This is a genomic window from Emticicia sp. W12TSBA100-4 (genome assembly GCF_040253585.1).
GTDB lineage: Bacteria > Bacteroidota > Bacteroidia > Cytophagales > Spirosomataceae > Emticicia.
This window is the reverse complement of record NZ_JBELAU010000016.1, coordinates 40864-67386: the sequence shown is the minus strand read 5'-3', so window position 1 is coordinate 67386 and position 26523 is coordinate 40864. Positions and strand designations below refer to the sequence as shown.

General features: G+C 37.2%; 29 protein-coding genes. 15 read left to right on the top strand and 14 right to left on the bottom strand.

The features are described from left to right. Positions 1-142: 142 nt before the first annotated feature. The 3 genes from ABR854_RS21825 (at position 143) to ABR854_RS21815 (ending at position 1569) form a co-directional block, all read left to right on the top strand. Positions 143-748, top strand: a complete 606-nt coding sequence (locus ABR854_RS21825) for a T9SS type A sorting domain-containing protein (RefSeq protein WP_350267974.1) — start codon at positions 143-145, stop codon at positions 746-748. Positions 749-849: 101 nt separating this feature from the next. After that, positions 850-1017 carry a DUF8622 domain-containing protein gene (locus ABR854_RS21820; RefSeq protein ID WP_350267973.1) on the top strand — a complete coding sequence of 56 codons (168 nt, stop codon included), beginning with the start codon at positions 850-852 and terminating at the stop codon, positions 1015-1017. Positions 1018-1110: 93 nt separating this feature from the next. Beyond that, positions 1111-1569 carry a DUF1569 domain-containing protein gene (locus tag ABR854_RS21815; RefSeq protein WP_350267972.1) on the top strand — a complete coding sequence of 153 codons (459 nt, stop codon included), beginning with the start codon at positions 1111-1113 and terminating at the stop codon, positions 1567-1569. A 55-nt stretch (positions 1570-1624) separates the two neighbouring features. Here the strand turns inward: ABR854_RS21815 and ABR854_RS21810 are convergent, their stop codons facing one another. Continuing rightward, on the bottom strand, positions 1625-2497 hold the full coding sequence (locus ABR854_RS21810) for an AraC family transcriptional regulator (protein WP_350267971.1): 873 nt from the start codon (positions 2495-2497) through the stop codon (positions 1625-1627). A 117-nt stretch (positions 2498-2614) separates the two neighbouring features. Between ABR854_RS21810 and ABR854_RS21805 the strand changes: the two genes are divergently transcribed. Further along, a complete protein-coding gene (locus ABR854_RS21805; protein ID WP_350267970.1) occupies positions 2615-3778 on the top strand; it encodes an MFS transporter in 1164 nt (387 codons plus the stop codon). Here the strand turns inward: ABR854_RS21805 and ABR854_RS21800 are convergent. Beyond that, positions 3775-4419: a Crp/Fnr family transcriptional regulator gene (locus tag ABR854_RS21800; RefSeq protein ID WP_350267969.1), complete on the bottom strand. Its 645-nt coding sequence runs from the start codon at positions 4417-4419 to the stop codon at positions 3775-3777. The two genes, ABR854_RS21805 and ABR854_RS21800, sit on opposite strands and share 4 nt — an antisense overlap. 94 nt (positions 4420-4513) lie before the next feature. On the opposite strand from ABR854_RS21800, the gene add reads away from it, so the two are divergent. Beyond that, complete coding sequence (gene add, locus ABR854_RS21795) at positions 4514-5518, top strand: adenosine deaminase (RefSeq protein ID WP_350267968.1); 1005 nt, start codon at positions 4514-4516, stop codon at positions 5516-5518. A 29-nt stretch (positions 5519-5547) separates the two neighbouring features. Then, complete coding sequence (locus tag ABR854_RS21790; RefSeq protein WP_350267967.1) at positions 5548-6237, top strand: HAD family hydrolase; 690 nt, start codon at positions 5548-5550, stop codon at positions 6235-6237. A gap of 3 nt (positions 6238-6240) precedes the next feature. On the opposite strand, the gene ABR854_RS21785 is transcribed toward ABR854_RS21790, so the two are convergent. The 6 genes from ABR854_RS21785 to ABR854_RS21760 form a co-directional block, all read right to left on the bottom strand. Beyond that, positions 6241-6663: a PIN domain-containing protein gene (locus ABR854_RS21785; RefSeq protein WP_188768728.1), complete on the bottom strand. Its 423-nt coding sequence runs from the start codon at positions 6661-6663 to the stop codon at positions 6241-6243. Then, entirely contained in the window at positions 6663-6884 is a 222-nt protein-coding gene (locus ABR854_RS21780; protein WP_350267966.1) for a hypothetical protein, read from the bottom strand. Before ABR854_RS21780 ends, ABR854_RS21785 begins: the two co-directional genes overlap by 1 nt. Before the next feature lie 63 nt (positions 6885-6947). Next, the gene (locus tag ABR854_RS21775; protein ID WP_350267965.1) at positions 6948-8264 is read right to left on the bottom strand and encodes a TolC family protein; all 1317 of its coding nucleotides are present in this window, start codon (positions 8262-8264) and stop codon (positions 6948-6950) included. A 115-nt stretch (positions 8265-8379) separates the two neighbouring features. After that, complete coding sequence (locus ABR854_RS21770; RefSeq protein ID WP_350267964.1) at positions 8380-9498, bottom strand: ABC transporter permease; 1119 nt, start codon at positions 9496-9498, stop codon at positions 8380-8382. A gap of 238 nt (positions 9499-9736) precedes the next feature. Then, positions 9737-10687, bottom strand: a complete 951-nt coding sequence (locus ABR854_RS21765; protein ID WP_350267963.1) for an HlyD family secretion protein — start codon at positions 10685-10687, stop codon at positions 9737-9739. Between the two features lie 59 nt (positions 10688-10746). Then, the gene (locus ABR854_RS21760; RefSeq protein ID WP_350267962.1) at positions 10747-11433 is read right to left on the bottom strand and encodes an ABC transporter ATP-binding protein; all 687 of its coding nucleotides are present in this window, start codon (positions 11431-11433) and stop codon (positions 10747-10749) included. Positions 11434-11627: 194 nt separating this feature from the next. Between ABR854_RS21760 and ABR854_RS21755 the strand changes: the two genes are divergently transcribed. Together ABR854_RS21755 and ABR854_RS21750 are read left to right on the top strand one after the other, a co-directional pair. Further along, positions 11628-12251, top strand: coding sequence for a MarR family winged helix-turn-helix transcriptional regulator (locus tag ABR854_RS21755; protein ID WP_350267961.1), 624 nt, complete (start codon positions 11628-11630; stop codon positions 12249-12251). A 127-nt stretch (positions 12252-12378) separates the two neighbouring features. Next, positions 12379-12837, top strand: a complete 459-nt coding sequence (locus ABR854_RS21750; RefSeq protein ID WP_350267960.1) for a hypothetical protein — start codon at positions 12379-12381, stop codon at positions 12835-12837. Between the two features lie 80 nt (positions 12838-12917). Here the strand turns inward: ABR854_RS21750 and ABR854_RS21745 are convergent, their stop codons facing one another. The 3 genes from ABR854_RS21745 to ABR854_RS21735 all read right to left on the bottom strand — a co-directional run bounded on the left by ABR854_RS21745 (position 12918) and on the right by ABR854_RS21735 (position 17518). Then, positions 12918-14699: an ABC transporter ATP-binding protein gene (locus tag ABR854_RS21745; protein ID WP_350267959.1), complete on the bottom strand. Its 1782-nt coding sequence runs from the start codon at positions 14697-14699 to the stop codon at positions 12918-12920. Between the two features lie 102 nt (positions 14700-14801). Beyond that, positions 14802-15797, bottom strand: a complete 996-nt coding sequence (locus ABR854_RS21740) for a GRP family sugar transporter (RefSeq protein ID WP_350267958.1) — start codon at positions 15795-15797, stop codon at positions 14802-14804. Between the two features lie 158 nt (positions 15798-15955). Next, positions 15956-17518: an ADP-ribosylglycohydrolase family protein gene (locus tag ABR854_RS21735; protein ID WP_350267957.1), complete on the bottom strand. Its 1563-nt coding sequence runs from the start codon at positions 17516-17518 to the stop codon at positions 15956-15958. A 179-nt stretch (positions 17519-17697) separates the two neighbouring features. Here ABR854_RS21735 and ABR854_RS21730 point away from each other — a divergent pair, with 179 nt between their 5' ends. After that, positions 17698-18537, top strand: a complete 840-nt coding sequence (locus tag ABR854_RS21730) for a VanZ family protein (protein ID WP_350267956.1) — start codon at positions 17698-17700, stop codon at positions 18535-18537. 74 nt (positions 18538-18611) lie between these two features. Here ABR854_RS21730 and ABR854_RS21725 read toward each other — a convergent pair whose 3' ends face one another. From ABR854_RS21725 to ABR854_RS21715, 3 genes are all read right to left on the bottom strand, one after another. Next, positions 18612-19460 carry a hypothetical protein gene (locus tag ABR854_RS21725; protein ID WP_350267955.1) on the bottom strand — a complete coding sequence of 283 codons (849 nt, stop codon included), beginning with the start codon at positions 19458-19460 and terminating at the stop codon, positions 18612-18614. A 67-nt stretch (positions 19461-19527) separates the two neighbouring features. Next, positions 19528-20448: a ribokinase gene (rbsK, locus tag ABR854_RS21720; protein WP_350267954.1), complete on the bottom strand. Its 921-nt coding sequence runs from the start codon at positions 20446-20448 to the stop codon at positions 19528-19530. A 32-nt stretch (positions 20449-20480) separates the two neighbouring features. After that, the gene (locus ABR854_RS21715; protein WP_350267953.1) at positions 20481-21428 is read right to left on the bottom strand and encodes a nucleoside hydrolase; all 948 of its coding nucleotides are present in this window, start codon (positions 21426-21428) and stop codon (positions 20481-20483) included. A gap of 179 nt (positions 21429-21607) precedes the next feature. On the opposite strand from ABR854_RS21715, the gene ABR854_RS21710 reads away from it, so the two are divergent. The 6 genes from ABR854_RS21710 to ABR854_RS21685 all read left to right on the top strand — a co-directional run bounded on the left by ABR854_RS21710 (position 21608) and on the right by ABR854_RS21685 (position 26419). Then, complete coding sequence (locus tag ABR854_RS21710; RefSeq protein ID WP_350267952.1) at positions 21608-22852, top strand: alkaline phosphatase family protein; 1245 nt, start codon at positions 21608-21610, stop codon at positions 22850-22852. Between the two features lie 64 nt (positions 22853-22916). Further along, on the top strand, positions 22917-23138 hold the full coding sequence (locus ABR854_RS21705; RefSeq protein ID WP_350267951.1) for a hypothetical protein: 222 nt from the start codon (positions 22917-22919) through the stop codon (positions 23136-23138). Further along, on the top strand, positions 23135-23428 hold the full coding sequence (locus tag ABR854_RS21700) for a type II toxin-antitoxin system RelE/ParE family toxin (RefSeq protein ID WP_350267950.1): 294 nt from the start codon (positions 23135-23137) through the stop codon (positions 23426-23428). Before ABR854_RS21705 ends, ABR854_RS21700 begins: the two co-directional genes overlap by 4 nt. Before the next feature lie 228 nt (positions 23429-23656). Then, complete coding sequence (locus ABR854_RS21695) at positions 23657-24349, top strand: TerC family protein (RefSeq protein WP_350267949.1); 693 nt, start codon at positions 23657-23659, stop codon at positions 24347-24349. 28 nt (positions 24350-24377) lie between these two features. Continuing rightward, positions 24378-25067, top strand: a complete 690-nt coding sequence (locus tag ABR854_RS21690; protein ID WP_305951906.1) for a response regulator transcription factor — start codon at positions 24378-24380, stop codon at positions 25065-25067. Further along, positions 25064-26419, top strand: coding sequence for a HAMP domain-containing sensor histidine kinase (locus ABR854_RS21685; RefSeq protein WP_350267948.1), 1356 nt, complete (start codon positions 25064-25066; stop codon positions 26417-26419). Before ABR854_RS21690 ends, ABR854_RS21685 begins: the two co-directional genes overlap by 4 nt. Positions 26420-26523 lie beyond the last annotated feature (104 nt).

The following is a 26523-nucleotide window of genomic DNA, read 5'->3' as shown; positions in this document are numbered from 1 at the left end:
AAAGTTTGTTTTTATTGCAACCTTTTGCCCCGAAAATGAGTCTTATACATAAAATATAGTTTTGATTTAAGCAACATTCTCGTATATTTGTAGTATCCCTAATAATATACGTGCTAAAAAATATAAGAAAAGTAGAGTTTCTATGGTTAAAAATTTACAAAAATATTTATCAGTACTGATTGGAGTTGTTATCCTATCCAACGCTGCCCTTGCTCAAGTTGAGAAAGGGAAGTCTCGTTTGGATATTGGTAAGAAGCCAACAACCGCTGCTAAATCGACTCTTCCAAAAACGGCGTTTGTGAGCAAACCAATGCCTTCGGAAGTGAGATTGAATAAGCCATCGGTGGTGAATCAGTACTTCCGCAATGCCTTGTTGAACGGCACACCAAAGCCGGTAGTTACCAAAACTTCAAACGCTGAAATCCCTGCAACTAACGATAGAAGTATTGGTGGAAACGAAAATAGCGATAAATTATATTCGAGCGAAAAAATAACTGTATCGAATATTTATCCAAATCCTGCTAACGATTATGCAACTGTTGATTATGTGATTACAGGAAATGTGAACGAAGCAAGTATGTCGTTTTATAATTTGCTCGGACACGAAGTTGCTAATTACGAATTAGATAAGTTTGACCGTAAATTGAAAGTACAAACAACTAATTGGGATTCAGGAATTTACTTGTATCAGTTGGTAATTGACGGTAAAAAAGTTGTCACGAAAAAGCTCTTGGTTAGACATAACTGAGAACTTAAATAATATTTTAAAAATCGAGTAATCGCTTGTTTATCAGGTAGATACTCGATTTTTTTGTTTTAAATGGGTTAATGTTTTATACAAAGTTATTGATGAAAACCAAAATTTGTGAGTTGTGTAAAATAGAAGAAACCACGCTTTACCGAGTTCAAATAAAGAAAGGTAAAATATGGATTTTTGTCTGTGAATCATGTTGCAATCAATCAAAAAACTTACCCGATTACCGTTATGGTGGTACGTGGAAAGGATACCGACATTAGTTTAAATTTGACCTTGGATAATTCTGTGATTTTATTTTCAGAGAAAATAGCTAATATTTACAGCATCATACACCTATAAACACAAAATAGAAAATGGCATTACCTAACATCTTTACAAAATCAGTTTCAGAAGAAATCATTGGGCGAATCAATGCACTTACACCAAGCACACAAGGCAATTGGGGAAAAATGAGTGTGTCTCAGATGTTGGCTCATTGCAGTGTATCGTATGAGTTGATTTATGAGAATAAACACCCCAAACCGAATGCTTTTATGAAATTCATCTTAAAATTATTGGTGAAAAATAAAGTGGTAAGTGAGGAGCCATATCCACAAAATGGGCAAACTGCTCCACAATTTGTGGTGAAAGAAGATAAAGATTTTGAGGTTGAAAAGAACCGTTTAATAAATTATATTAGAAAAACGCAAGAATTAGGTGAAGGCCATTTCGACGGTAAAGAATCTCATTCATTTGGAGCGTTGAACATTACCGAATGGAATAATATGTTTTATAAACACCTTAACCATCATCTGACTCAGTTTGGAGTTTAAACTCAACCCTTATTTATCGGTGAAAGCGTATTGATTTTTCAGTACGCTTTTTTACTTAATAGTTAGTCAAACGTTGGCGTTCTCGGCGATAATTCATGGGTGTTGTGTGCATAATCTCTTTAAAAACTCGATTGAAAAATGATTGATTGCCATAGCCTGATTCGTAGGCAATAAGTTCGATACTTTTATCAGAAAAAGACAGGGCTTTGCAGGCTTGCGTAATGCGGTATTCGTTCAACACTTGTTTGAAAGTTTTTTGGGTATGTTTTTGAAAAAAACGACAAAACGAAGAATCTGTTAGATGAAGTAAATCAGCAACGGTTTGACTGCTGATATTTTCGGCATAATGATTCGTTATATACTCAAAAACTCTTTCGATTCTTTCGGCCTGCTGCGGATTAATATTGCCCGAAACTACGCCCAAAACTTCATAGTTTGCTCTCGAAAGTTCGTCCAGCACATCCACAAACGTTAGCCACTGTTTCAGCGAATGGCTTTCTGGTAAAGTCTGAAATTTATTCCTAAAAACCATTTCATTACTAGAAAGTGGAAACACAACTCCTTCTTGAGCTACTTTTATAAGTTGACTAACTTTCTCAAACTCTGGAAATTGAGTGAGCAGAATATTCAATTGTTCGGGCGTAATTTGTAGCACATATTCTTCGTAATGTTCGCTTTCAAAACCCAAATCAAAGCTTTTATGTGGAATATTTGAGTTAAGCAAAATCACAACGCCATCTTCGTAAGCATATTCTTTGTTTCCGATATAAAGCTGACCTTTTCCGTGCGGTACACACACCAGTTCGATTTCGGGGTGAAAGTGCCACGACTTCATCGAACAAGTGCGAGTATTTATATTATGATACACCCGCAGCGATAAACCTTGCGAGGGCTGAACCACTTCTAAAAAAGGTTTTTTAGACTTCATTTGCTTAATTATTCTAATAAATAATAAAGATAAGGCAATTTAGTGTTAGAAAAAGAAAAAATAAGTAAACTTTATAATTGATAGTTCGCCTAATTTTGTACCAAATATTTTATGCCTATGCCAAATAAAACCTTACTTATCAACCGAATAGCAGTTTCGACTTTCTTTTTTGTTAATGGATTTTTATATGCCAATTGGACAGCCCGTCTGCCTGAATTACAACGATTCTTCGGACTGAATAATGCTCAATTAGGTTCGGTGCTGTTTTGTATTGCACTCGGGTCGATGGCCGCCATGCCTTTTGCGGGTTGGTTAGGTAGTAAATTTGGCTCCGATACTATTGTTAAAATCACAGCTTTGCTGTTCTGTGTGGCTATTCCCTTAGTAGCAATTTCGCAGAACGAATGGATAATTCGCCTCTGTTTTTTCTTTCTTGGAGCTGCTTCTGGCTCTATGGATGTAACAATGAACGGACAAGCTGTTTTAGTAGAAAGGTTGTGGGGAAAAGTGATTTTTTCATCGTTTCATGCGGTTTTTAGCATCGGAATGGCCATTGGTGCGGCTGTGGGAGGTGTTTTCTCCAGTTATCAAGTGTCGTTACAATCGCATTTATTTGTAATTAGTATTTCGGGCGTTTTGCTCTCTATTTGGGCTTCGTCAAAATTGTTAAAAGATACGCCGACTGTGAATGAAACAGTAGTTTCTGAAAGTAAAACTGATAAATTTTTAGCCTTAAAAACAATTTTACCTTTCGGAATTATCGCTTTTTGTTGCATGACTGGCGAAGGCTCAATGGTGGATTGGTCTGCTATTTTCATGAATAAAGTTGTTGGGCAAAGCGAAGTGTTGAGTGCGTGGGCATTTGGAGCATTTGGCGTATCTATGACTATCGGACGAATATTTGGTGATTACTTTACGCTTAAACTCGGCAAACAAAAACTGATGTTGATTGATGCTTTGCTGTCGATTGCTGGCTTAGGAATTGCCCTTGCTTTTGTCTCGGTTTGGAGTACGTTTGTAGGATTCTTTTTAGTTGGTCTTGGGCTTTCTACGATTGTACCAATTGTATTTTCTTCGGCCGGTAATCTTAAAAATATCAGTCCATCAGCAGGAATTTCGATGGCTACTTCGATTGGTTATAGTGGTTTTTTTATAGGTCCGCCAACGATTGGCTATTTGGCTGAGGCTTTTGGTTTGCGAGTAGGACTTGGTTTTGTACTATTTTTATTTGTGTTGATGGCGGGAGTTTTGGGTGTGATTATTCGCAAAAGTGAAGACTAACTAAAGTTTTCATATCGAAAAAGCATTTGAGAGATTTCATTCTGATTTTTCTTTAGTTCAAGACTATCGGTACACAGAATACCTTTCTGTTGAAGTGCTAATAATGTACGATTGAGACTTCGTAATGTGATGCCAAGATAATCGGCTAAGTCTTTTTTGCTAAGTTTTAGTGGTTGATTTGAGAAGAGAAAGATGATTTTTAAGATAGAATATTCTAAAGGATAGTTTTGTTGGTATGATGCACGGCTCGAAGTTTGAGCAAGTCTTTGAGCTAATTCCTTCAAAATTAGTAAATTAAGTTGCCAATTATTTTGTAGCATTTCTACAAAATAATCTCGATGAATTCGTAACACTTGTAAATTACTAATAGCTTCAATATTAGTCAGACTTTTGGTATTATGGAGAATTTCTAATTCTCCAACAATTTCACCACTACCCATAAATTCGAGTATATAATCCTTCCCATTGCTTTCTGTGATATAACACTTTGCAATTCCCTCTTTAATGATGTAGATGTGAGAAACCGCTTCGTTCTGAACAAGTATCTTATCTCGTGCTTGTATTTGTTTTTCAGTAACAATATCGTTTTTTAAGGCTATTTCCGACACACACCTCAGCAATTCTTGATTATAACTTATCATTTTGTAATAGGGGACAAATGTCCTTTTGGATACTAAATCTGATGTACAATTTTGCAAAATCATTTTGTTTATTACAAATTTATTGCAGTGTTTGATGAAAAAAATTGATTATTCAGTATTGCCAAAAGTAGAGTTACATTTGCATTTAGATTGTTGTTTGAGTTTCGATGTTGTACAGAAAATAGACCCAACGATTAGTTATGAAACTTATCAAGAATCATTTATTGCCCCTCCTAAATGTACTGATTTAGCTGATTATATTACTCGTGCTGTTAGTGGCTGTAATTTGATGCAGACTGGCGAACAACTAAGATTAGTAACACTTGATTTATTCGAGCAGCTTAAAAACGATTTTGTCATTTATGCTGAGATTCGATTTGCTCCACTTTTGCATACATTTAAGGGTTTGCTTCCTAATGAGGTTGTATCAATTGTTAACGAAGCTGTAAGTGAAGGAATCGCACAGACTGGTGTAGAAGCTGGATTAATTTTGTGTACTTTGCGTCATTTTTCGGAAGAACAAAGTATGCAAACCGTGAAATTGGTTGAGAAATTTAGAGAGTCGAATATTGTTGGATTTGATATTGCCGCCGATGAAGCAGGATTTCCGATAGATAACCATGTAAAGGCTTTTACTTATGCGAAAGAAAAGAATCTATACATAACCGCTCATGCTGGTGAAGCCAAAGGGTCCGAAAGTATGTGGGAAACACTTCAGTATTTTCATCCGACTCGTATTGGGCACGGAGTTAGATGTGTAGAAGACACTGAATTAATGCAGTTTTTGAAACAAAAAGACATTCACCTCGAAGTATGTCCCACCAGTAATGTTCAAACTAATGTGGTTGATAAAATAGCAAACCATCCCCTTGATAGAATTTATCAAAACGGAATTTCAATGAGTATCAATACCGATGCTCGCACTATTTCAGATGTGAACTTAAGAAAAGAATATGAAACGTTAGAGGAGTATTTTAACTGGGGAAAAGAGCATTTCTTAAAATGCAATCTTGAGGGTATCAAACATGCTTTCATTTCATCAGAGAAAAAAGCTATTTTAGTAAAAAAAATAAAAACTGTGTGGAATAAAACCAGTTAAGTCCAAGTCCTCTACTAAAAACAAAACCAATGAACATTAAAGTAATTGCTTTCGATGCCGATGACACCCTGTGGGTAAACGAACCTTATTTTTTAGAAGCTGAAAATAAATTCTGTGCTTTGCTTGAAGATTATTTGCCCCACCACACAATCTCGCAAGAACTCTTTAAAACTCAGATGGATAACCTGCCATTGTACGGATACGGCGTGAAAAATTTTACGCTTTGTATGATTGAAACGGCTCTTAGAATCTCTGATAATACATTGAATGTGAGTGTCTTAGAGAAAATTATTGAGAATGGAAAGGAGATGTTGCAGAAGCCAATTGAACTGCTTGATGGAGTAGAAGAAACACTAAAATCTTTATCGGAAAAATACCGACTCGTGGTAGCCACAAAAGGTGATTTGCTCGACCAAGAACGGAAATTGAAGAAATCGGGAATTGAGCATTATTTTCATCATATCGAAATCATGAGTGAAAAGAAAACACCTGATTATGAGAAACTTATTAAGCATCTCGATATTAAGCCCGAAGAATTTTTGATGATTGGAAATTCGATAAAATCGGATGTATTGCCAGTTTTAGAAATCGGTGGATATGGTGTGCATGTGCCGTATCACACGACGTGGGCTTACGAAAAAGTTGACCATAATATTGATAGCCCAAATTTCAGAAAAGTTGATTCGATTAAGGAGATTTTGCCGTTTTTGTTGGGGTAGAATTTATATATTTCTCAGAAAATCATCAAACATCATTACTCGGCGAAATCCTTTTTTTCTCAGGCCAGTTGCGAGAGGTTTGTCTCTTGTGAGGAATGGCAAATCTAATTGAATCGACAAGGCTAAATAGGCTGTATCTTTTATATCAATGTCGTTGAGTAAAAGATTTGATTTTTCGAGAGATTCTGGACTTAGAATGTAGTTTGGCAAGACAGTGATTTTAGAGAAAACTAAGATTGACCATTTGAAAAACTCATCCTCATTCATTTTAGTACGAAGTAGAAGTTGAGATTTGTATTTCTCAACTTCTACTAAAACAAATTCAGGCAAGTAAAAGTCATAAAATTCTAAAATAGGCTTATAACTTGCATTGCCGCTTATAAGCATACTCATCAGAATATTGGCATCTATCACATAGTTTGTCATCAGAAAAGAAACTTACTTTTTTCTTGTTCCCAAGCCATGTTTCGTGATAGTTGCCATTGCTCGTCATTTATAAGGTCAGACTCTTCTAAATCTGCCAAAATATCTTTTGCAGAAGCCTTTAGTTGAAGTTTCTGTAAATGTTCTTTCAAATAATTTTCTATCTGATTATAACCAAGCGTTTGTACAAATGCTTCGTCAAGTTGTAGCTTAAATTCAACCATAATGATTTGATTATAAAGCTAATTTAAGAACATTTTATAAAAGAATCAAGTTTTGAACTAATCTCACAAATTCCCACTCGCTTTTTTGTATCTTACACTTGCCACCAAGAAATTATAAATGCTACTTAGGTATTGATTTTCAGCGTTTTGTAATGAATATTCAGAGTTTTTTAGGTCTGAAATCACGATTACGCCTTTCTCAAATCTGAATTTATCGGTTTCTAAAATTTGTTGAGCGAGCGTGATGTTTTTCTTGGCTTCTTCCAAATTGAGTTTCGATTGTTGCAACGTATTCCACGTACTTTTAGATTCGTAATTGAAATCATTTCTCAAACGCTCCATATTTAGCTGATTGATTTTCTGACGAACCAAAAAATCTTGACTCGAAAGTTTGGCTTGTTTGCCATCGAAAATAGGAATATTCGCACGAATTCCTACATAATTGGCCGTAAACCAAGTTCCACTTGCAAACGGATTGAAAGTATCGGCAATCTGAAATGCCGAATAATTTCCGTAAGCCGAAACCGTTGGCAAATTTCTTGTTTTTTGTTTTTGTAGGTTCAGTTCGTTCAATCGAAGGTTAATTTCTTCAGCTTTTACTTCGGTTCGTTTGTCGGTATTCGATTGGTTATCAACGATTTGAGAATAATTTAGAATCGATGTTAAATCTTCGGCTGGCTCGGCTTTATCGTTGGTATTCAACTGATATTGAAGCGTAACTAAGCTTAATTCATAATCTTGTACGTTTTTAGTTTGGGCGAGTTTCGCATTGCTAACATCAAGCGAAAATTTATCTAAATCATTTTTTAGAATCGTTCCCTGCTCAAATTTTACCTGAGCGGCTTCCAGATAGGCATTGGCTCTTTGCAAAGCAATTTCCGATAAACGTAATTTTTCTTTATTGAAAACTGCCGAAAAATAAGCCTCCGTAATGCTTTGTTTGAGATTAATTTTTTGTTGCTCAAGTGTGTTTTTCTGAGCTTCGGTTTGGGTATCATTCACCAAACGGTCGATTTTTTTGTTGGCATCATACACTTTCTGCTCAGCTTGCAAAGCAAAAGTATTATTGAACGGACGCCCCAAACGCACAATCGTTTGTGATTCGCTCGAACCTGGCAAAGCAAAAGGTAAAACCGTAGTTTGGAGTTGGGTATTCCATCGCACATCGCCGTTGGCACTAACTTGCGGTAGCCATTTGGCCTTGATTTTATCGTTTTCGCTATTGGCAATCTGAATATTTAATGCCTGAGTTTTCAGCTCAATCCGATTTTCGATGCCTCTCTGAATCGCTTCATTGAGTGTGATTTTCTGAGCAAAAACTGGAAGTGTTTGCACCAAAACAATCGAATATGTAATCAATCTAACAATGTTCTTTTTCATGTATTTTGTAATTTTTTCAAATCTAAACACCTTATTTAGAAGAATTTTTTTTTTCTGCCTAAAACGGAAAAAAACAACCATAAAACTGTGAAGTTTTGGTGCTAAAAAGCTTTGCTTACGACCTAAAAACTGCGGCAGGTTCGAGTTTGGTTATTTTTCGCATGGCCAAAAGACTTCCCAAAACGGCAATAAAAAGCGTAACTATGACCAAGAAAACCGTGAGTTCGGGCGTAATCTGAATATCAAGATTCTTTTTGGTGGCCTGCACAAAACCAAAGAGTAGAAAATATGCCACCGCAAAACCCACAATCGAATAGATAGTTGCTTGCCAAAGAATCAGGCCTCTGATAACTCCGTTTGTTCCGCCGATGGCCTTGATTGTGCCATAATCTTTGATGCGGTCGTTTACGGCCGAAAACATCGTAAGTCCAACAATTGCAAAACCAGTTATGATGGCAAAGACAACCAAAAGCCCAAAAGAGGCCACAATTCCGCTATTGAGAGCAAAGTATTTGAGACTTTCGTCGGTAAATGTTTTTCCATCACGGGCTTTTACGCCTGGAATTTCTTTATTAATAGCTCGAATTACCTGCTCGACCGAAGCTCCGTTTTCCCATTCAACCAAAAAGGCTGATGCTTTGGTCGTTGGAATTTTACAGAGTTTTCTGGCACGGTCAACAGTCGTAAATCCGTAAGCTACGCCCAAACCTTTTGCTCCTTTGGTTTGTCCGACTAACACCACACGATTACCATTGTATTCAAAATGGTCGCCAAGTTTGATATTTTTTCCTTGAATCGGGTCATAAGAATCGCCAATGACTGCCCCTTCTTGTTGGAGGTCTTGGAGGTTGCCAAAGGCAAATTTCCACGGCCCACCTGCATACGATGGTGCTTGTGTACCAATCATCGTGATGCTGGTTTTTGTGCCGTTGCTAAACTTTGCACTTCCACCACCCACAATCAACTGATTGACTTTTTTTACGCCATTGATGCTCATGAGTTCTCGATAAATTCGCATATCGAGTAGGGGTAAATCGCTGACTTGCTGGCTTTTATCGCTCACTACCCAAATGTAGTTTTGGTTAAATTTTGCCAACGAAATAGTGCTATTGAGCAACGAAAAACAAATGCCGATTTGCTGTCCAATCAGAAAGACCGACAGGATGATACCAAACAAGATTCCAAACATTTTGGTCTTGTCGTACCACATAAATTTGAATGCTTCTTTTAACATATTCTGTGGGGCGATTCTTCCGAATCGCTCATTAATATTGTGTAAAATGAAAAGTCTGCTTATTGTTCGACCCTGATGGGGTCGTGTTATTGGTAGGTTGTGATTTTTCTACCAATATCTAACCCCTAACGGGGTAATTTCCATCGAATTAAAGATGTCTATGCGATTGAAAATTATTTATAGCGATTTGTAAAATCAACAATCCCTAATTTGTAATCTTTAATCTTCAATTTTGACTTTATTTCAATAAAATCACACAATCAACTCGGCTACCGATGAGTGGCATTTTGCCTGATTCCAAACGAATCGAAACATCACGCACACGGCGGTCTTCTTGCTCAGTTGATTGGTCTTTGAAAAGCGATTTTTGTTTCAAATAATCGGCGGCGTAACTTACCGAACCATTGGCAAGAGTATCGCCCGTTGTTTGCGAAATGATAAGTGCTTTTTGTCCGAGTTGAATTTTTTCGGCATACAATTCATCCACTTCCGTCTTAGCGATTAATGAGCCAGTTGGAGCAAATTCGGCAATTTGGGTAGTATTTGTTACATAATCGCCCGTTTTTACGGCAACCTTCAGCACCTTTCCCGAAACCAAGGCATCCACTTTTTTCTGATTTACAGCGGTTCGGAAATAATTTATATCGGCCTGTAATTCACTGATTCGGCTCTTCGATTGCTCAATGTTGGCGGCTGCCATTTCTACATCTTTTATCAATCTATCAACCGTAGCTTTGCTATCGTCAACGGCCTGTTTGGTTTGAGCATTTCCTTCAAACAAGCGGAGGTTTCGCTCGTAGGTGTCACGAGCATTTTTTAGACTAACTTTGGCTGCTTCCAGATTGACCTGATTGACGGCAATAGCTGCTTTTTGCGTAGCTATTTTGCTTTCTGACTGAGCAAGTTGGGCGTTTTCGAGGCTATTTTCAATCGTAAGTAAACTTTGTCCTTTTTGCACGATTTGGTTTTCTTTGATTAAAACCGCCAAAACTTTCCCGCTTGTTCCTGCCGTAAAATTTAGGATACCATCTTCTGGTTCGATGCGAGCAACGCCCAAAATGCGATTATTGGTAGTAGGAACTTTGGCGAGCGAATCGGCTTTGGCTTTTTCGGCGGCTTCTTTGTCTTCTTTAGTGCCGCAAGAAGCCAACACTGCCATTGTAAGAATAGAAATAATGTAATTTTTCATGCTTTTAAATGCTATTTTCTGATTTTTGACGAATCTGATTTGAATGAGTAAATGTTTTATCATTGAATTGGTTGATTAAAAATTTCGGTGGCGATTCCGTTTTTTACTTCAACTACACGGTCGGCGTACTCTTGTAGGCGTGGGTCGTGCGTCACGACTGCCACCGACTTGCCTTGTCGAGCTAAGTTGCGGAGTTCATTCATCACAACTGATAGCGAATCTTTATCGAGTGAAGCGGTTGGTTCATCGCAAAGAATCAATTTTGGGTTTGTCACCAAAGCCCTTGCGATGGCAATTCGTTGTTGCTGGCCACCTGAAAGTTCTTTCGGTAGGTTTTTTCGGCGGTTGGTCATTCCTACAATTTCTAAGGCTTTTTCGACTCTTTTCTTAATTTCTCCGCCCGAAACTCCTTGTAATTTCAATGGAAAAGCCACGTTGTCTTCGGCATTGAGCGGGGCAAGCAGATTGAAACTTTGAAACACAAAACCGATAGTATCAAGGCGGAGTTTGGCCAACTCATTGGTTTTGAGGTCGTTAATGTATTTTCCATCTACCCATAAATTGCCAAACGAAGGGTAAATCACGCACCCCAACAGCGATAATAGGGTGGTTTTTCCCGAACCCGATGGCCCGATGATGAGCATCAATTCACCTTCGTTGAGTTTGAGCGAGGTGGGTTGAAGAGCAACAATCGTTTGGTCGCCTACTTTATAGTGTTTCCCAACTTCTTTTAATTCCGCAATCATTTTTGTTGATTTATTTTATGTTTCTGTAATAAAAACATTAATTATGATGCAAATATATTATGTTTTCAAAGTAATAAAAAAGAAAAATTGAAAATTTATTTTGAAAACATATTTTATTATGTAGATTTGTTTGTCATTTATTATGAAAACAAAGTAAGTTTAATTTTGTTTAGTAGTATATAAAAGATTTTGTGATGAGTAAGAAAATAGTAGAATTAGTAAATCTTTGGTCGAAGTATGAAGATGAAAATCCAGAGATGAGTATTGCTGATTTTTGTGTGAAATATTTGGCCGAAAACAGTACGCAATCGTTGGAAGAATGGCATAGCGTGCCTGTCAATGGACAATTGGCGGGTTTGTTGGGTAGATTAGTGAAGTATTCAAATCTTTATTCAAAAAAAGCACTCAATCATTTTCCGTTGAATAATATCGAAGATTGGATATATCTGATTTCGTTGATGGATTTGAAGACTCCAAAAAAGAGTGAGTTAATTTATGAAATGTTGTCGGAGTTTCCGTCGGGAATTGATATTATTAAAAGATTAATTGCCGCCGATTTGGTAGAGGAATTTCCTGATGAAAATGATAAACGCTCGAAGCGAGTAAAAATCACTGAAAAAGGGCTACAAGTGTTGGCCGAAAGTATGCCTTACATGGATAAAGTTGGCCGAATGGCTTTTGATACACTAACGCCCAGCGAAAAAACGATGATAGTGAATATCTTGAAAAGGCTGGATAGTTTTCATAACGAGCATTTCAAGAATATACGCAATATTGAATTTGAACAAGCTTTTGAGGTGCTAACGAGCGGAGAATAAAACCCTAAGATTGCATTAACAATCATTAACAAAAAGCCGAGTAAACCCTTCGAGTAGGTTTTGCATCTAAGTATTAAATTCCAATAATTAAGGAAGTTTAATAATAGAAAAACAAAACGAGAAGACTATGAGAAAGCTAATGATTGTGGCAATGTTGGTAGCAAGTGCTGCCGTGGCCAATGCACAAAGAGGATATGACCGCAATGATGATGCCTACGGACGACGTGGCAATGACAATGGACGCTACGATAGAAACGATAATTATGGTAGAGGTGGCTATGATAAAATTGATAGTTATCAACGTGAGGCTCGCCGCCAAATTGCTTGGGGAATTGAAAGTGGACGTATTACATCTCGTGAATCAAAACGTTTATTGCGTGAAGTAGAGCAAATCGAATACAAAGAAAATCGTTATAAACGTGATGGTGTGCTTGACCCACGTGAACGCCGTGATTTAATGGAAGATTTGACAGTCTTGAACCGTTGGATAAATCGAGAAAAACGTGATGGCGACCGTGTAACTTACGAAGACTTTAGTCGAGGCAATCGTGGCCGTTACGATGACCGTTATAATAGACGTTATTGATTATCCCTGACTAAGTTTAAGGAAGTCTTCGGACTGGGCGTCCCCCTTCAAGCGAAGACTTCCTTTTTTTATACCATAATCTAAACCTCCTCTGTCTGCAACTGCTTTTCATAAAGTTCACGATACGCTCCACCTTTTTCGTAAAGTTCGTCGTGCGTGCCTTGTTCTACAACTTCTCCATTGTCCAAAACCAAGATTTTATCAGCCAGTTTAGCCGACGAAACTCGGTGAGAAATAATCACCGAAGTACGGTTTTGCATGATGCGTTGGAGGTTATTCAAGATAATATTTTCGGTGTTGGTGTCAACAGCTGAAAGACAGTCATCGAGAATTAAAATCTTTGGTTCACGGGCAATTGCACGAGTAATCGAAAGTCTTTGTTTTTGTCCACCCGAGAGCGTAATGCCTCTTTCTCCGAGTTTTGTATCAAATTTTTCAGGAAAATCCATGATGTTTTGATATAAATCGGCATCTTTTGTTGCTTGAATTACTTGTTCGTCAGTAATATTTGGTGAGCCAAATTTGGCATTGTTCATAATCGTATCCGAAAATAAAAATACTTCTTGCGGCACATATCCCATTTGGCTACGTAAATACTGAACATTGTATTCTTTTATCGAAACACCATCGAAGAGAATGTCTCCGCTCGTGGTATCGTACATTCGCACAATCAGGTTCGCAATTGTACTTTTCCCAGAACCCGTCGTGCCGAGAATAGCTACTGATTCGCCCGATTTTATATCCAAATTAAAGTTTTTGAGTGCTTGAATGCCCGAATCGGGATAAACAAAATCAATGTTTCGGAAACTGATATTTCCTTCGATTGGAGTAGTCAGATTTTTTGTAGAAACGATTTCGGATTTTACCTGTAAAAACTCATTGATACGTTTCTGCGAAGCGGCTGCACGCTGGATTTGGCTCGATGTCCAACCCAGAGCAATGAGCGGCCAAGTGAGCATAAATACGTACATGATAAACTCCGTTACGTTTCCTGGTGTTAATCTTCCTGCAATAATCTCTTGTCCGCCCACATATACGCACAGTACCGTACTTAAACCAATCAATAAAGCCGTTGTTGGCGAAAACAAAGCATCGACACGAGTCAATGCCAATGATTTTGATTTATAAACATCACTTTCTGCCGTAAATCGTTTGGCTGAATCGTCTTCACGGGCAAATGCTTTCAAAACTCTGATTCCAGAAAATGCTTCCTGCACAAACGTTGAAAGTTTAGAAAGGCTTTTCTGAATTTCTTCCGAACGTTTATTCATGGTGCTACTAACCATAAAAATACTGGCCGAAAGCACTGGCATTGGCAACAAAACCCACCAAGTAAGACGAGTATTGACCGAAAACATATAGCTCAGAACCAATACAACCAGCACAAACATATTCATCAAATACATGAGCGATGGCCCGACGTACATCCTTACTTTACTCACATCTTCCGAAATACGTGCCATTAAATCACCAGTATTGTTTTGACGATAAAAACTCAGCGGAAGGCTCTGATAATGAGCATAAATTTCATTTTTCAAATCAAACTCAATGTGGCGAGACATCACGATGATTGTCTGACGAACGGCAAATAGAAATATACCTTTCGAGATAGCCATCGCCAAAATCAATAAACCATAAATACCGATGCTGGTCGTGAAGACATCGTACATGGATTTTTGGGTCTGCGAATTATCGTAGAGAAAATAAATATCAATCGTTTCTTTCACCAAATCGAGTGCATGACGCACGATTTGGGCAGGAATAATGCCAAAAAGATTGGAAACGATGGTAAAAATGATACCCAAAATCAAGTACCATTTGTATTTCAGAAAGTATTTATTGAGGTAAGCGAGATGTTTCAAGAGTTCTGAATGCTGAGTTATGAGTTCTGAGTTGTTTGACCCATAAATTTTAACAACGATTTTTTGAAAATTGTTGCAAAGGGAACCTTTTTACTCAAAATTTTATCTCGCTGCGATTATCATTCCTAAACCAATCACATAGCACAAAAGCATAATGTTGAGTATGGTTGAGGTGCCTTTAGGGGCGTTTTTAAATTCTTTCCAGATATAAATTCCCCAAATTGCGGCCACGATGGTTGCTCCTTGTCCTAAGCCATAAGAGATTGCAGGGCCAGCTTTTCCAGAAGCAATGATATTAAAAGACATTCCTTTGCACCAAATCATTCCACCCAAAACTCCCATCAAGTGGTTTTTGAATGAACCATTAAAATAATCAGCATAACTAACAGGTTTTCCCTCGAATGGGCGTTTCATTAGTAAAGTATTGAATAAAAAATTACTCAGTAAAACACCAATCGCAAAAAAGAAAACGGCAGTATATGGACTTAATTTTCCTGCTTCGGGAACATTGAAATCAGGAAACATTGATGCGGCCACATATTTATAGAAATAACCCATCAGAATACCCGCCACGACTGACAAAACTAAACCTTTGGTCGAAACGCTGCCTTGCCCGCTTTGCATTTTTCGGTAAGCATTGGCGTTTAGTAAAATTGCTAAAACAATTAAAGCCATTCCACCAAAAAGTAGGGTTTTATCACCCACTGGATTATCAATATAATTGACTACCACACCAATGACCAAGGCCAAGCCAATACCTACTGGAAATGCGACTGACATTCCTGCAATCGTAATGGCTGCTACCAACAATATATTTGCGGCATTAAATACAACGCCACCAATAATGGCCGACTGAATACTTTGACTATCAGCTTGTTGTATATCAGCTAAGAAACTTCTACCACCTTCACCAATGCTTCCAAAAGTAAAAGCAAAAATGACAGACATTAATAAAATACCAAGTACATAGTCCCAATAAAAGGCTTCAAAACGCCAATCTTTAGAAGTTAATTTTTGGGTATTTGCCCACGAACCCCAGCAGAGCATCGTGACCAGCGTAAATATAACAGCGAGGGTATAATCTTGAATGATGAACATAGTTTTGTTGAGTTTAGGTTAGAGGAATTTCTTTTATGATGACTTCGCTTTTGGTAGCTTCGACTACGCTCAGCCACCAAAAGTAAAAACTATGTGGTGGCCGAGCGTAGCCGAGGCCAAGTTGCTGAAGCTGAATCGGTAGCTGAGCGTAGCCGAAGCTATTTCTTCTTATAAGGTCCAAAAGTGCCGATGGTCATTTTTTGTTGTGGTTTGCTCGAATACCATACTAATTCCGATAAATAACAAATCACTTCGGGGTCGGGGTTGAGTAATTTTAGTTTTACTTTATGAGGTGCATCGCTTAGTTCGTATTTCCAGCAAATTTCGTGGCGACGAGTAGTGAATTTTACAGGAAGTTTGACTGTTTCGTGTAATTTTCCATCAACATATACTTCAATTTGAGCAAATTTTTCACTTTTAGAGTCCCATGAACTGCCTTCTTGTGGTTTGGCTTCACCTTTCACTACAAAGCCATTTCCTTCAAAATCTAATTCGATTTCGTTTTCTAAATTTTTACCAATCCATTTTTTATCGAGTGGGTAATGTCCTTTGAAACTCTCCTCAAATCTAACGGTGGTTGGTAGTTGGCTTTTAATCGTAATCATATCGCCCGAAACTTTTCCACCGTTACGCTCGATGTTTTGTATAGCGTGTTTTGTGCCAATTTCATACACATCATTGAGAGAAGTAGAAGTGTATTTAAAATCCATATCTTCGATTTCCTTTAAACCCAATTTCCAGTATTCGGGAATGGCCTTGTAGCCCAACATCGCCCCTAAAATTCCGCCTGCTGAAGATGGATTACAGTCCGCATCTTGTCCGCAGCGAGTAGTGATTTCCATTGTTTGGGTAAAATCTCCTTTGCCGTAGAGTAAGCCCAACACAACATAAGCTGAGTTGATAGTCGCATCAATATTGAAAGGAGCAAAAACACCGTCTGGACAGCCAATATCGTTTGTCCATTTTTGTTGAAGTTCAAACCAAGTTTTTTTCCAATTGTCAGGATACATTTTGTGCCATTTTATCACATCGGCAATACATTTATAATACTGTGATTCCTTCGGAATTGTCTTTAAGGCTTCGTTTACCACATAATTGATGTCATTCGATGTCAAAGCCAGCGAATACATTGCTCCGATATAGACACCACCGTACCAGCCATCACCGTAGTTCATGATATGTCCAATTTTATCCGAAATTTTCGAGGCGGTATTTGGCATTCCCGGCGACATTAGTCCCGCAAAATCAGCTTCTATCTGATAATCAATGCAATCGGCGTGCGGATTGTTGAGCCAATGCCCCGAAGCAGGTGGCATGATTCCTTGCAAAATATTGTAGCGAGCCGCTTGGTTGGCATGCCAAAGCATATAACCCGCATTGGCATAAGATTTAGCGTGAGATTCTACTGGAGCATCGAGACCTTCACGCTCGAATACTTCTACGAATGTCAAATCCATGTAAAGGTCGTCGTAAACTCCTGGATTATTGGTCATTGTCTTTTGTAGTAAGCCATCATACCAAGGAATTTTTTGGTAGTCGTTAATCATTGTTCCGTTGAACTTGAACTCAACTGGAGCTCCGAAGGTAACGCCGATGGTTTGGCCTGCCCAACCACCCATGATTTTATCTTTGAGCTTTTCTTTGCTCATAGTAATCATCTTTTGAGCGTAAGTAAGTGTAGATAATAGGCAGAAAATAATGGGTAAAAGTTTGTTTTTCATGTTAAGGTTGAGTTATTGTTTTTTTTTATTGTCGTGTAAAACAAGGTTAATGTACAAAAATAAATTGTTAAAATACTAAATTCATCACAAATTTTGAGGGTTTCAGAACATTCTTTTATTCTTGCTTTATTGAGAGATTAATTTTGGACAAATAATTTGAAACATTTACTCACAAAACAATGAAGAAGCGATTACTTTCAATATCTGTTTTCATAATCTATTGTGCAATCCTAATCAAGGTTATGGTCTTTAAGGATATGCCAACTATTAGAATAGGCCAACTCATGTTGAATTTTTCGGGAACAAATGCAGGTCATGGACCAAATTTTGTGCCTTTCAAGACCATTTTGCCTTATCTTTTGGGGCATAAAGGATTAATTATTGCGGGAGTTAATTTAATCGGAAATATCGCATTACTTGTGCCAATTGGCTTTCTTGTGCCTTGCATTTACCCAAATTTGAAATGGAAAAGCTTGCTTATTATTGCCATTATCGCTGGTTTTTGCATTGAACTGCCGCAGGTAGCATTAGGAGTGGGCATTTTTGATATAGACGACATCATATTGAATGCACTTGGTCTGATGATTGGCTATTGGACTTTTTTGATTGTCGCACAATGGGTGCGATTAAAAAATTACAAAGCCATAATTGCTGCCACAATTCTTATTATTGTGGTCTGTGTCACCATTTTATATGCCATTTATCCGAAGGAACAGCCAATAAATTTTAGAAAAAATGCTACGAATATAAATTCGGATAATAAAGATGTTATGTTACAAGGCGATGACCCTTGCAATGGTACTGGTGGCACAGGACAGATAATTGAAGTAGGAGATAGCTCACTAAATATCAGAAGAAATGATGGCGTTGTGCAGACTGTTAAGTTTACCAATGGCACTACAATTAAAAATTCAATGGGGCTTGTTTCTAAAGCTGATTTGAAGATAGGAAATAGAGTAACACTCGTGATTGACGAGGCGGAAACGGCATCGTTTATTTTGGTTTGTAACTTAAGATAGTTTAACATCAGGAGATGTTAAAATGCCTCTGCGAAGAAATATTCTTCGCAGAGCGGGGTTACAAAGAATACAGATTACATAAACCCACTATGAGGATTAAAAATAAAAACATCTGTAAACTCTTGTACAGTTTCAAGAATATAAAGATGTTCATTGAAATAGTCCATATTCAGGTCTTCAGTAGCTATCATTTCTATTCTTTTTGAACAAGTAGATATTTGCTTTCGCTTTTCTGAGTCTTGTATCATTTCTGCCATTTCTTGAGATTCTTGAAGAACTGATGAGGATTCATTTATTGAAAGTTTAACTACCCAGTTTTTTATTTTTATATAAATGATTTCTCCCTCAACTTCTATTACAAATTCTTTTGAAGAAAAGGTTCTTTTAACTCTATCTATAAAATTATCTAAATCGAAGTTTGAAAATTGACCTATTAAAATAAAGTTTTCATATGTTTCAAAACACACATTTTTATTATCATAAACATAAGTATAACCTCCATTTTCTTGAACTTCACCATTTATATTTTTGTATAGAGTGCCTTTGGTATTAAAATAGAGAGTCCTTTTAATTTCAGTAATAGGCGTGACTGAAACTATCAATCCAGAAATAATTGGAAGGTATTTTTTTTTACCATTGACTTTTTCAATATTTATGTCCCAATATGCAGTTGTTAAATTTTTTATTAAAACTTCTCCAATGTATCTCACACAAAAATCTAACATTTTATCCGTTTGTAACGAAGGTAATGAGTCTAAAGTAAAAACGTTTAAAATATGCTCTTCAAGAATGTTTAGAGAGTAAATGGAAAGGTCTAATTTTTCTCTAATATGTTTAGGAAAAAGTTTAATTCCCGCATTTAAGTTTTTAGAATTTTCACTTTTCCATTTTTCTAATAAAACCTCTGTTCTATTTGTATTCATTGTCTTGTCCTGAAATAGGTTTACACAAAACTATGTAAACAAATGGCAAGAACCAAGACATTGAAAATTAACATACATCACTCCGCAAAGGAGCAGAAGCTTGAGCTCCCATACGAGTAACCGAAATGGCGGCTGCTTTGCAGGCAAACTCAATTGCTTGTTCTAAATCATTTCCTTCAGAGAGTGCAACCGCCAAAGCACCGTTGAAGACATCGCCAGCGGCAGTAGTGTCAACAGCTTTAACGACAGGAGCAGTAATTAAACGATTGGTAGTCGAATTGTGTAAATATGCCCCTTTTGAACCCAGCGTAATAATGACATTTTTTACACCTTTTTCGTGGAATTTGAGAGCGGCTTGTTCGGCAGTTTCGAGGTCTGTAACTTTTATTCCTGTTAATAATTCAGCTTCGGTTTCATTGGGTGTGATGATGTCGAGATACTGGAAAACAGTTTCGTCGAGCATTTGTGCTGGAGCTGGATTTAATATAACTTTTGCACCACTTTCATAGCATTTTTTGATGGCAAATTCCACGGTCGGAATCGGAATTTCGAGTTGCAGTAAAACCGTGTCATTCGTCGAAATTCGTTCAATCGCTTTTGCTACTTCCGATATTTGCAAATTTCCATTTGCACCCGAAGCTACTGCAATGCTGTTTTCGCCTTTGGCATCAACCAAAATCAAAGCCACGCCCGAAGGATTTTCTACATCAGTAAACACAAAATCAGTATTAATCCCTTCTTTCTGAAAGCCTTGAATGGCTTGTTTGCCGAAAATATCATCTCCAACTTTACTAACAAAAGTTACCTCTGCACCCAATTTTGCAGCAGCTACTGCCTGATTTGCACCTTTTCCGCCTGCATTCATCAGAAACGTACCTCCAAGAATGGTTTCCCCAGCAGCTGGTAATTTCTCAGATTTTACGACCATATCAGTATTTGAACTCCCGATAACGAATATATTTTTTCCTCTGTTCAAGTCCCTCTCCATCGGGGAGGGATTTAGGGTGGGGCTATTTTCTTTCATCTTCCTAAATTCTGTTTTAAATAAACATCCATGATTCGCTTCAAAAACTCTTCTGTGTTGATACTCACGCCAATTTCGGCATTGGGTATTTTGGTTTTATCCATGCGAGTATAACCTTTGTCATCAACTTCAATGAAAACTTTTTCGGTTTTGAATAAATCGGGGTATAGTGCCATTCCAATGGCTACTGCATCAAAAAGAGTAGGGGTTGCCGTATTCGACCAGAGAGTTTTGAGGCCACAAAGTGCATTGGTAAGTGGACTTTGGCGGTAAAGCAATCTTTCTTGCATCATTTTATCCCATTTCACAAAAGCAGTAATGTCAAGCCCTGCATAAACGATGTTTGCTCCCGAATTAACAAACTTTTTAGAAGCTTCAATATCTACTTTCACATTCCATTCGGGGTTGATGGTTGGACTACCGTTATACCCAATATAAAACGAACCAAACATCGCAATTACTTTCTTGGCCAGTTTCAATGCTTGTGGGTCTTTTTCAATAATATCTTTCATATTGGTGACTGGCCCAACCGAAAATAAAATCACTTCATTTGGATATTTGCGTAGTTGTTCGATAATAAAATCTGCCCCTGATTGCTTAATCGGCTTGACTTTACTGAACCCTTTCGACCAATAATATTGCTCGGCGTACCAATTTGCACGTTCGTCTATGTTTGAAGTATTTCGTCCCATAGCTACTGGAATCTGTTCCAAACCAGTTTCATAGAGCATTTTGCAGGCTAATTCAGCACGGTCGTTGGTGCGTCCGTAGCAAGTTGTTATGCCCAAAATTTCAAATTTATCGGTACTGGACAACATTAATGCCACGGCGTAGGCATCGTCAATGTCATCGCCTAAATCGCAATCAAGGATTACTTTTTGTTTTTGAGCTTGTACAGAAATGAATACTAAGCAAAGAATACCAAGTAGAAGGAGTTTTTTCATGAGGTTTTGGTCAAAAAATATGCTCAAATTAAATACAATTTTTTCATTGTTTTACAATATTCTATTCTTGATTTTATTACTGACGAGTGTTTTACAAAAACCTTTTTCAAAGAATGCTAAAATTTTGTTGATAATCCATAATTTTACCCTCTGTTTTCATCTTTAACTAACAACAAAAAATGTTTTCATTCTTCAGAAAGACCCTTTGTTTACTCCTGTTCTTTATACCAAACTTTGTAGTTTTCGCTCAAAATAATAAACCATACATAGTAATGGTTTCGTTTGATGGATTTCGCCACGATTACGTAGAAAAATACAATACCCCCAATATCAAAGAGTTTATCAAGCAAGGAGCAGCGGCCGAAATGATGCGTCCTTCATTTCCGAGTAAAACTTTTCCGAATCATTATACGCTTGTCACGGGGCTTTACCCTGGCAATCATGGCTTGGTGGATAATACTTTCTATGATAAAGGTCGAGATACTTTTTACTCGATTCGTCAACGAGCAAAGGTCGAAGACTCGTATTATTATGGTGGTTTGCCGCTTTGGCAATTGGTGCAGCAAAACGGTATGAAATCGGCTTCGTATTTTTGGGTGGGTTCGGAAGCTCGCATTGAGGGAGAATTTCCGAGTTATTATCATAGATTTGATGATGCCGTGCCGCACAAAAACCGTGTAAACGCCGTCTTCGATTGGTTGAAATTACCCGAAGCCGAACGCCCGCATTTGATGACGATTTATTTTTCGATGGTTGATACGCAAGGCCACGAATATGGCCCTAACGGACAGAAAACCAAAGAAGCAGTTATGGAAGCCGATAGTTTAGTTGGAATGTTGGTGGAAGGTTTGAAGAAAATAGATTTGCCAGTAAATGTAATCTTAGTAGCCGACCACGGAATGTATGAAATGCAAAACAAACCAGAGTATTTTATTTACCAAGAAGATATTTTGGCAGGTTTACCGAAAGACGATTTTATTTTCGTGAATAACAGCACACACGCTAATATTTTTGTGAAAAATAAAGCTAAAGAAGACTCGATTTACAACGTAGTAAAAGCAAGAGAATCGCACTTTAAGGTTTATAAAAAGGCTGAAATTCCTGCAAAACTGCATTTTAATACTCACCCTCGCATTGGTGATTTATTTTTTGTAGTAGAGCCAGCATACAGCATTTATTCAAAAGAATCGTTAGCTAAAAAGCCCGAAACTCGTGCCGTTTGGGGTGTTCATGGTTTCGACCCAAGCATAACCCCTGAAATGGGAGCGATTTTCTACGCCAAAGGGCCAAACATCAAAGCGGGTATAAAAATTCCTGTTTTCGATAATATCCATGTTTATCCGTTCGTAGCGGCAATTTTAGGAATTACTCCACCAAAAGTTGATGGCGATATTAAGGTTTTGGAAGGGATTTTGAAGAAATAGTATGATGTTTTTCTTGATACAAATATTTAAAATCTATATATTTGATTACTAAACTTTTCAAAGTATGTCAACATTAATTTTAGAAGTCAATAGCGAGCAGGAAAAAGTGTTAGAAGGTCTCTTGAAATACATGGATATATCGTTTGAGAAAGTAAAACCCAAAGGAGATTTTTGGGATTCAATCTCGCCCAATGTTAAAGAACGTATTCAAAAAGGATTAGATGATGCTGATGCAGGTAGATATTCATCGGCTAACGATTTTATTGGTAAACTAATAGCTGAATGAGAGAAGTTGTTATTACTGATAATGCTAAAGAAGATATAGAACATATTGCTTCTTTTCTTAAAATACAGTTTTCAAACCAAGTTAAAACTGATTTTTTGGTAAATCTTTCAGAAAAACTGCTTTTTATTGAGAAAATGCCTTTTATGTATCCTAAATCAATTAAAAATGAGCGGGTTAGAAGGTGTGTTATACATAAAAATACCGTTTGTTATTATGAAGTAACGGACGAGCATATAATAATTTTAAGTGTTTTAGATGCTCGAATAGACCCCGATACCCTTAGATTTTGAATGATATATCTGACCAAATAATTATAATTTCTGCTAAAAAGGCTTAGAATTTCAAAATTCTAAGCCTTTTCTAATATGAGCTTAACTTGGTTCTAATTTAGGTGTTGTAGCTTTGTACCATCATAATAGGAAAAGTTCAGTTTTTAGTTTAGAGTAGCCAAAAAAGCAGTTGATATTCGACTGCTTTTTTCTTATCTTACGCATAAAACAAAATAATATAGAAGAGAAATGTTAGATATAATAGTGCCTTTGCTATCCTTGATTGCCTTAGAAGTAATTTTAGGAATTGATAACATCATTTTTATTTCAATTCTGGCCGATAAACTCCCAGAGAACCAACGAAACAAATTACGCTACTGGGGTATTGGCCTTGCAATGGTCATGCGTTTACTTTTGCTCGGTATTATATCGTGGATACTTAAACTTGACCAAACGCTTTTTTCGGTCATGGGTAAAGATATTTCAGGAAAAGGATTAATTTTGATTGCAGGAGGACTTTTTTTGGTTTATAAAAGCACCAAAGAAATTTATCATAAAACCGAGGACGATGCTGATAAACCTCACACCGAACCCGCAAAAAGTAGCTTTTCTAAACTCCTATCAGAAGTCATTATTTTAGATTTGGTGTTTTCGATTGACTCTATCATTACGGCGGTCGGAATGGTGCAGCAACTTTGGGTGATGTACACCGCAGTTGTTGTTACGGTAGGCATTATGTTGGTAGCTTCAAAGCCAATCAGCGAATTTATTCGGAAACATCCTTCGTTTAAGATACTTGCTCTGTGTTTTTTGATGATGATAGGCGTATCTTTATTGGCCGAAGGGCTTCATTTTGAAATTCCGAAAGGATATATTTACTTCTCGATGGCATTTGCATTTTTGGTTGATATTATTCAGATGAAAACCGTCAAGAAAGCATAACGGAAATAACAAGAACATCAACAAGACTATGATAGAAAATAAGAAAATACTCATCGTTGAAGATGAGGTAAAAGTAGCAACTTTCATCAAAAAAGGCCTACAAACTCAAAATTTTGAAGCAGAGGTTGCCGAAACAGGGAATGAAGCCAAACGTTTTTTTGAAGAAGATTCGTTCGATCTTATCATACTCGATATTGGATTGCCCGATATGAGTGGTTTGGAATTTTGTGAGTACGTTCGTCAGAAAAATACTAAAATTCCGATTTTGATGCTAACTGCTCTCGGAAGCGTAGCCGATAAATTATCTGGTTTTGAAGTCGGCACTGATGATTACATGGTAAAACCCTTCGATTTTATGGAGCTTTTGGTGAGAGTAAAAGCCTTACTCAAACGAACTATCGAAATAGAGCAACCTTCCGAAAAACTTAAAGAAGCCGATTTAGAGTTAGATTTAAAAGAAAAAGTTGCTCGTCGTGAGGGAAAGGTTGTGGAGCTTACTGCCAAAGAATTTAGTTTGCTCGAATATTTGATGCTAAACAAAGGCAGGGTAGTATCGAAAGTAGATATTGCCGAAAAAGTGTGGGATATAAATTTTGATACTGGCACAAATTTTATCGAAGTTTATGTCAATTATTTACGTAATAAAATTGATAAAGGGTTTTCAAATAAGCTCATTCATACGATTGTAGGAATGGGCTATATGCTAAAAAATAAATGACGATTCGTACACGAATGGCGGTGCTGTTTTTGGGCATCTTTTCTGTTTTATTGCTTGTTTTTTCGGCGGTAATTTACTTCGAGAGTGAAGTTTACCGCCAAAAAGAATACAAAACCCGTCTTCGTCAGGAAGCCCTTACGGCAGCTACTATTATTTTCAATAAAAATGAAATTAGTCCTGATTTATTGAAACTTTTGGATAAAAATAATGTCACGGCTCTCAATCAAGAAGAAATCATTATTTATGATATTGATGATAAAGTAATCTACGAAAGTGGCTCTGATAGCCCCAATCTAAAACACGAACTACTGAATCAAATTAGAAAACAAAAAGAGCTTTTTTGGGAAGAAAATGACCTTGAAATGTATGGAATTGTTATAAAAAACAATAGCAAAGATTACATCGTTTTGGCATCATCAGTCGATAAATATGGTTTAGAAAAACAACGAAATTTGGCCTTAACCTTAGGTTTTTCGGCATTGCTTTTGGTTTGTATCAGTGCCATCACTGGTTGGATTTTTGCTCGAAGAATGCTCTTCCCGATTCAACAGATGATTAAGAAAATAGACAGAATTCGTGCCTCTCAACTGAATTTAAGACTCGATGAAGGCAATAAAGCCGATGAGTTAGAGCAGCTTTCTATTCGATTTAATCAAATGCTCGACCGCCTCGAACATGCTTTTCAGACGCAACGTTCGTTTGTCTCCCACGCTTCGCATGAGTTACGAACCCCACTCACTGCCATTACTGGGCAAATCCAAGTTTCGCTTTTGGCCAATGATAATCCAGTCGATTTGAAACTCATGATTCAGTCAGTTTTGGATGATGTACAGCAACTTAACAAGTTGACTAATAATCTTTTAGATCTTACAAGCATTGATGCCGATGATACCAAATTTAAACATACATTGGTTAATGTATTGGAAGTTATTTGGCAGATTCGTACCGAATTATTAAAGAAAAACCCCGATTATCAGATATTGATTAGCTTAGATGATAGTGCCGAACTAATGCCCGAAGTGAAAGGTAATGAAGGTTTACTCTTCACCGCTTTGATAAATTTGATAGAAAACGGTGCAAAGTTTTCGCCTACACACACAGTTGAAGTAAAAATCAAGATAGAAAATCAAGTTTTGCTCATTGATTTTCATAACGAAGGCTCGGTGATTCCTGCAAACGAACTCAACCAAATTTTTGAGCCTTTCAAACGTGGTTCAAATTCTCGCAATACTAAAGGGCATGGCGTTGGCCTTTCGCTTACCCGCCGAATCGTGCAACTTCATAAGGGAGAAATCAAGGTAAGGTCTTCGGAAACAGAAGGTACAACTTTTACGCTTTTACTACCCAAATAAAATTCTAAGCCACTTCTAATTTTAGATTAATTCCAGCCTAATGTTGGTGTTTTATCTTTGTTATGTCTTCAGAGGAAGGCATTCATACTAAATCTAAAATTAGA

Bases quoted from the DNA above. Each gene is read 5' to 3' on its own strand.
- ABR854_RS21825 (WP_350267974.1), top strand. From the start codon at position 143: ATGGTTAAAAATTTACAAAAATATTTATCAGTACTGATTGGAGTTGTT.
- ABR854_RS21820 (WP_350267973.1), top strand. From the start codon at position 850: ATGAAAACCAAAATTTGTGAGTTGTGTAAAATAGAAGAAACCACGCTT.
- ABR854_RS21815 (WP_350267972.1), top strand. From the start codon at position 1,111: ATGGCATTACCTAACATCTTTACAAAATCAGTTTCAGAAGAAATCATT.
- ABR854_RS21810 (WP_350267971.1), bottom strand. From the start codon at position 2,497: ATGAAGTCTAAAAAACCTTTTTTAGAAGTGGTTCAGCCCTCGCAAGGT.
- ABR854_RS21805 (WP_350267970.1), top strand. From the start codon at position 2,615: ATGCCAAATAAAACCTTACTTATCAACCGAATAGCAGTTTCGACTTTC.
- ABR854_RS21800 (WP_350267969.1), bottom strand. From the start codon at position 4,419: ATGATAAGTTATAATCAAGAATTGCTGAGGTGTGTGTCGGAAATAGCC.
- add (WP_350267968.1), top strand. From the start codon at position 4,514: ATGAAAAAAATTGATTATTCAGTATTGCCAAAAGTAGAGTTACATTTG.
- ABR854_RS21790 (WP_350267967.1), top strand. From the start codon at position 5,548: ATGAACATTAAAGTAATTGCTTTCGATGCCGATGACACCCTGTGGGTA.
- ABR854_RS21785 (WP_188768728.1), bottom strand. From the start codon at position 6,663: ATGACAAACTATGTGATAGATGCCAATATTCTGATGAGTATGCTTATA.
- ABR854_RS21780 (WP_350267966.1), bottom strand. From the start codon at position 6,884: ATGGTTGAATTTAAGCTACAACTTGACGAAGCATTTGTACAAACGCTT.
- ABR854_RS21775 (WP_350267965.1), bottom strand. From the start codon at position 8,264: ATGAAAAAGAACATTGTTAGATTGATTACATATTCGATTGTTTTGGTG.
- ABR854_RS21770 (WP_350267964.1), bottom strand. From the start codon at position 9,498: ATGTTAAAAGAAGCATTCAAATTTATGTGGTACGACAAGACCAAAATG.
- ABR854_RS21765 (WP_350267963.1), bottom strand. From the start codon at position 10,687: ATGAAAAATTACATTATTTCTATTCTTACAATGGCAGTGTTGGCTTCT.
- ABR854_RS21760 (WP_350267962.1), bottom strand. From the start codon at position 11,433: ATGATTGCGGAATTAAAAGAAGTTGGGAAACACTATAAAGTAGGCGAC.
- ABR854_RS21755 (WP_350267961.1), top strand. From the start codon at position 11,628: ATGAGTAAGAAAATAGTAGAATTAGTAAATCTTTGGTCGAAGTATGAA.
- ABR854_RS21750 (WP_350267960.1), top strand. From the start codon at position 12,379: ATGAGAAAGCTAATGATTGTGGCAATGTTGGTAGCAAGTGCTGCCGTG.
- ABR854_RS21740 (WP_350267958.1), bottom strand. From the start codon at position 15,797: ATGTTCATCATTCAAGATTATACCCTCGCTGTTATATTTACGCTGGTC.
- ABR854_RS21735 (WP_350267957.1), bottom strand. From the start codon at position 17,518: ATGAAAAACAAACTTTTACCCATTATTTTCTGCCTATTATCTACACTT.
- ABR854_RS21730 (WP_350267956.1), top strand. From the start codon at position 17,698: ATGAAGAAGCGATTACTTTCAATATCTGTTTTCATAATCTATTGTGCA.
- ABR854_RS21725 (WP_350267955.1), bottom strand. From the start codon at position 19,460: ATGAATACAAATAGAACAGAGGTTTTATTAGAAAAATGGAAAAGTGAA.
- rbsK (WP_350267954.1), bottom strand. From the start codon at position 20,448: ATGGAGAGGGACTTGAACAGAGGAAAAAATATATTCGTTATCGGGAGT.
- ABR854_RS21715 (WP_350267953.1), bottom strand. From the start codon at position 21,428: ATGAAAAAACTCCTTCTACTTGGTATTCTTTGCTTAGTATTCATTTCT.
- ABR854_RS21710 (WP_350267952.1), top strand. From the start codon at position 21,608: ATGTTTTCATTCTTCAGAAAGACCCTTTGTTTACTCCTGTTCTTTATA.
- ABR854_RS21705 (WP_350267951.1), top strand. From the start codon at position 22,917: ATGTCAACATTAATTTTAGAAGTCAATAGCGAGCAGGAAAAAGTGTTA.
- ABR854_RS21700 (WP_350267950.1), top strand. From the start codon at position 23,135: ATGAGAGAAGTTGTTATTACTGATAATGCTAAAGAAGATATAGAACAT.
- ABR854_RS21695 (WP_350267949.1), top strand. From the start codon at position 23,657: ATGTTAGATATAATAGTGCCTTTGCTATCCTTGATTGCCTTAGAAGTA.
- ABR854_RS21690 (WP_305951906.1), top strand. From the start codon at position 24,378: ATGATAGAAAATAAGAAAATACTCATCGTTGAAGATGAGGTAAAAGTA.
- ABR854_RS21685 (WP_350267948.1), top strand. From the start codon at position 25,064: ATGACGATTCGTACACGAATGGCGGTGCTGTTTTTGGGCATCTTTTCT.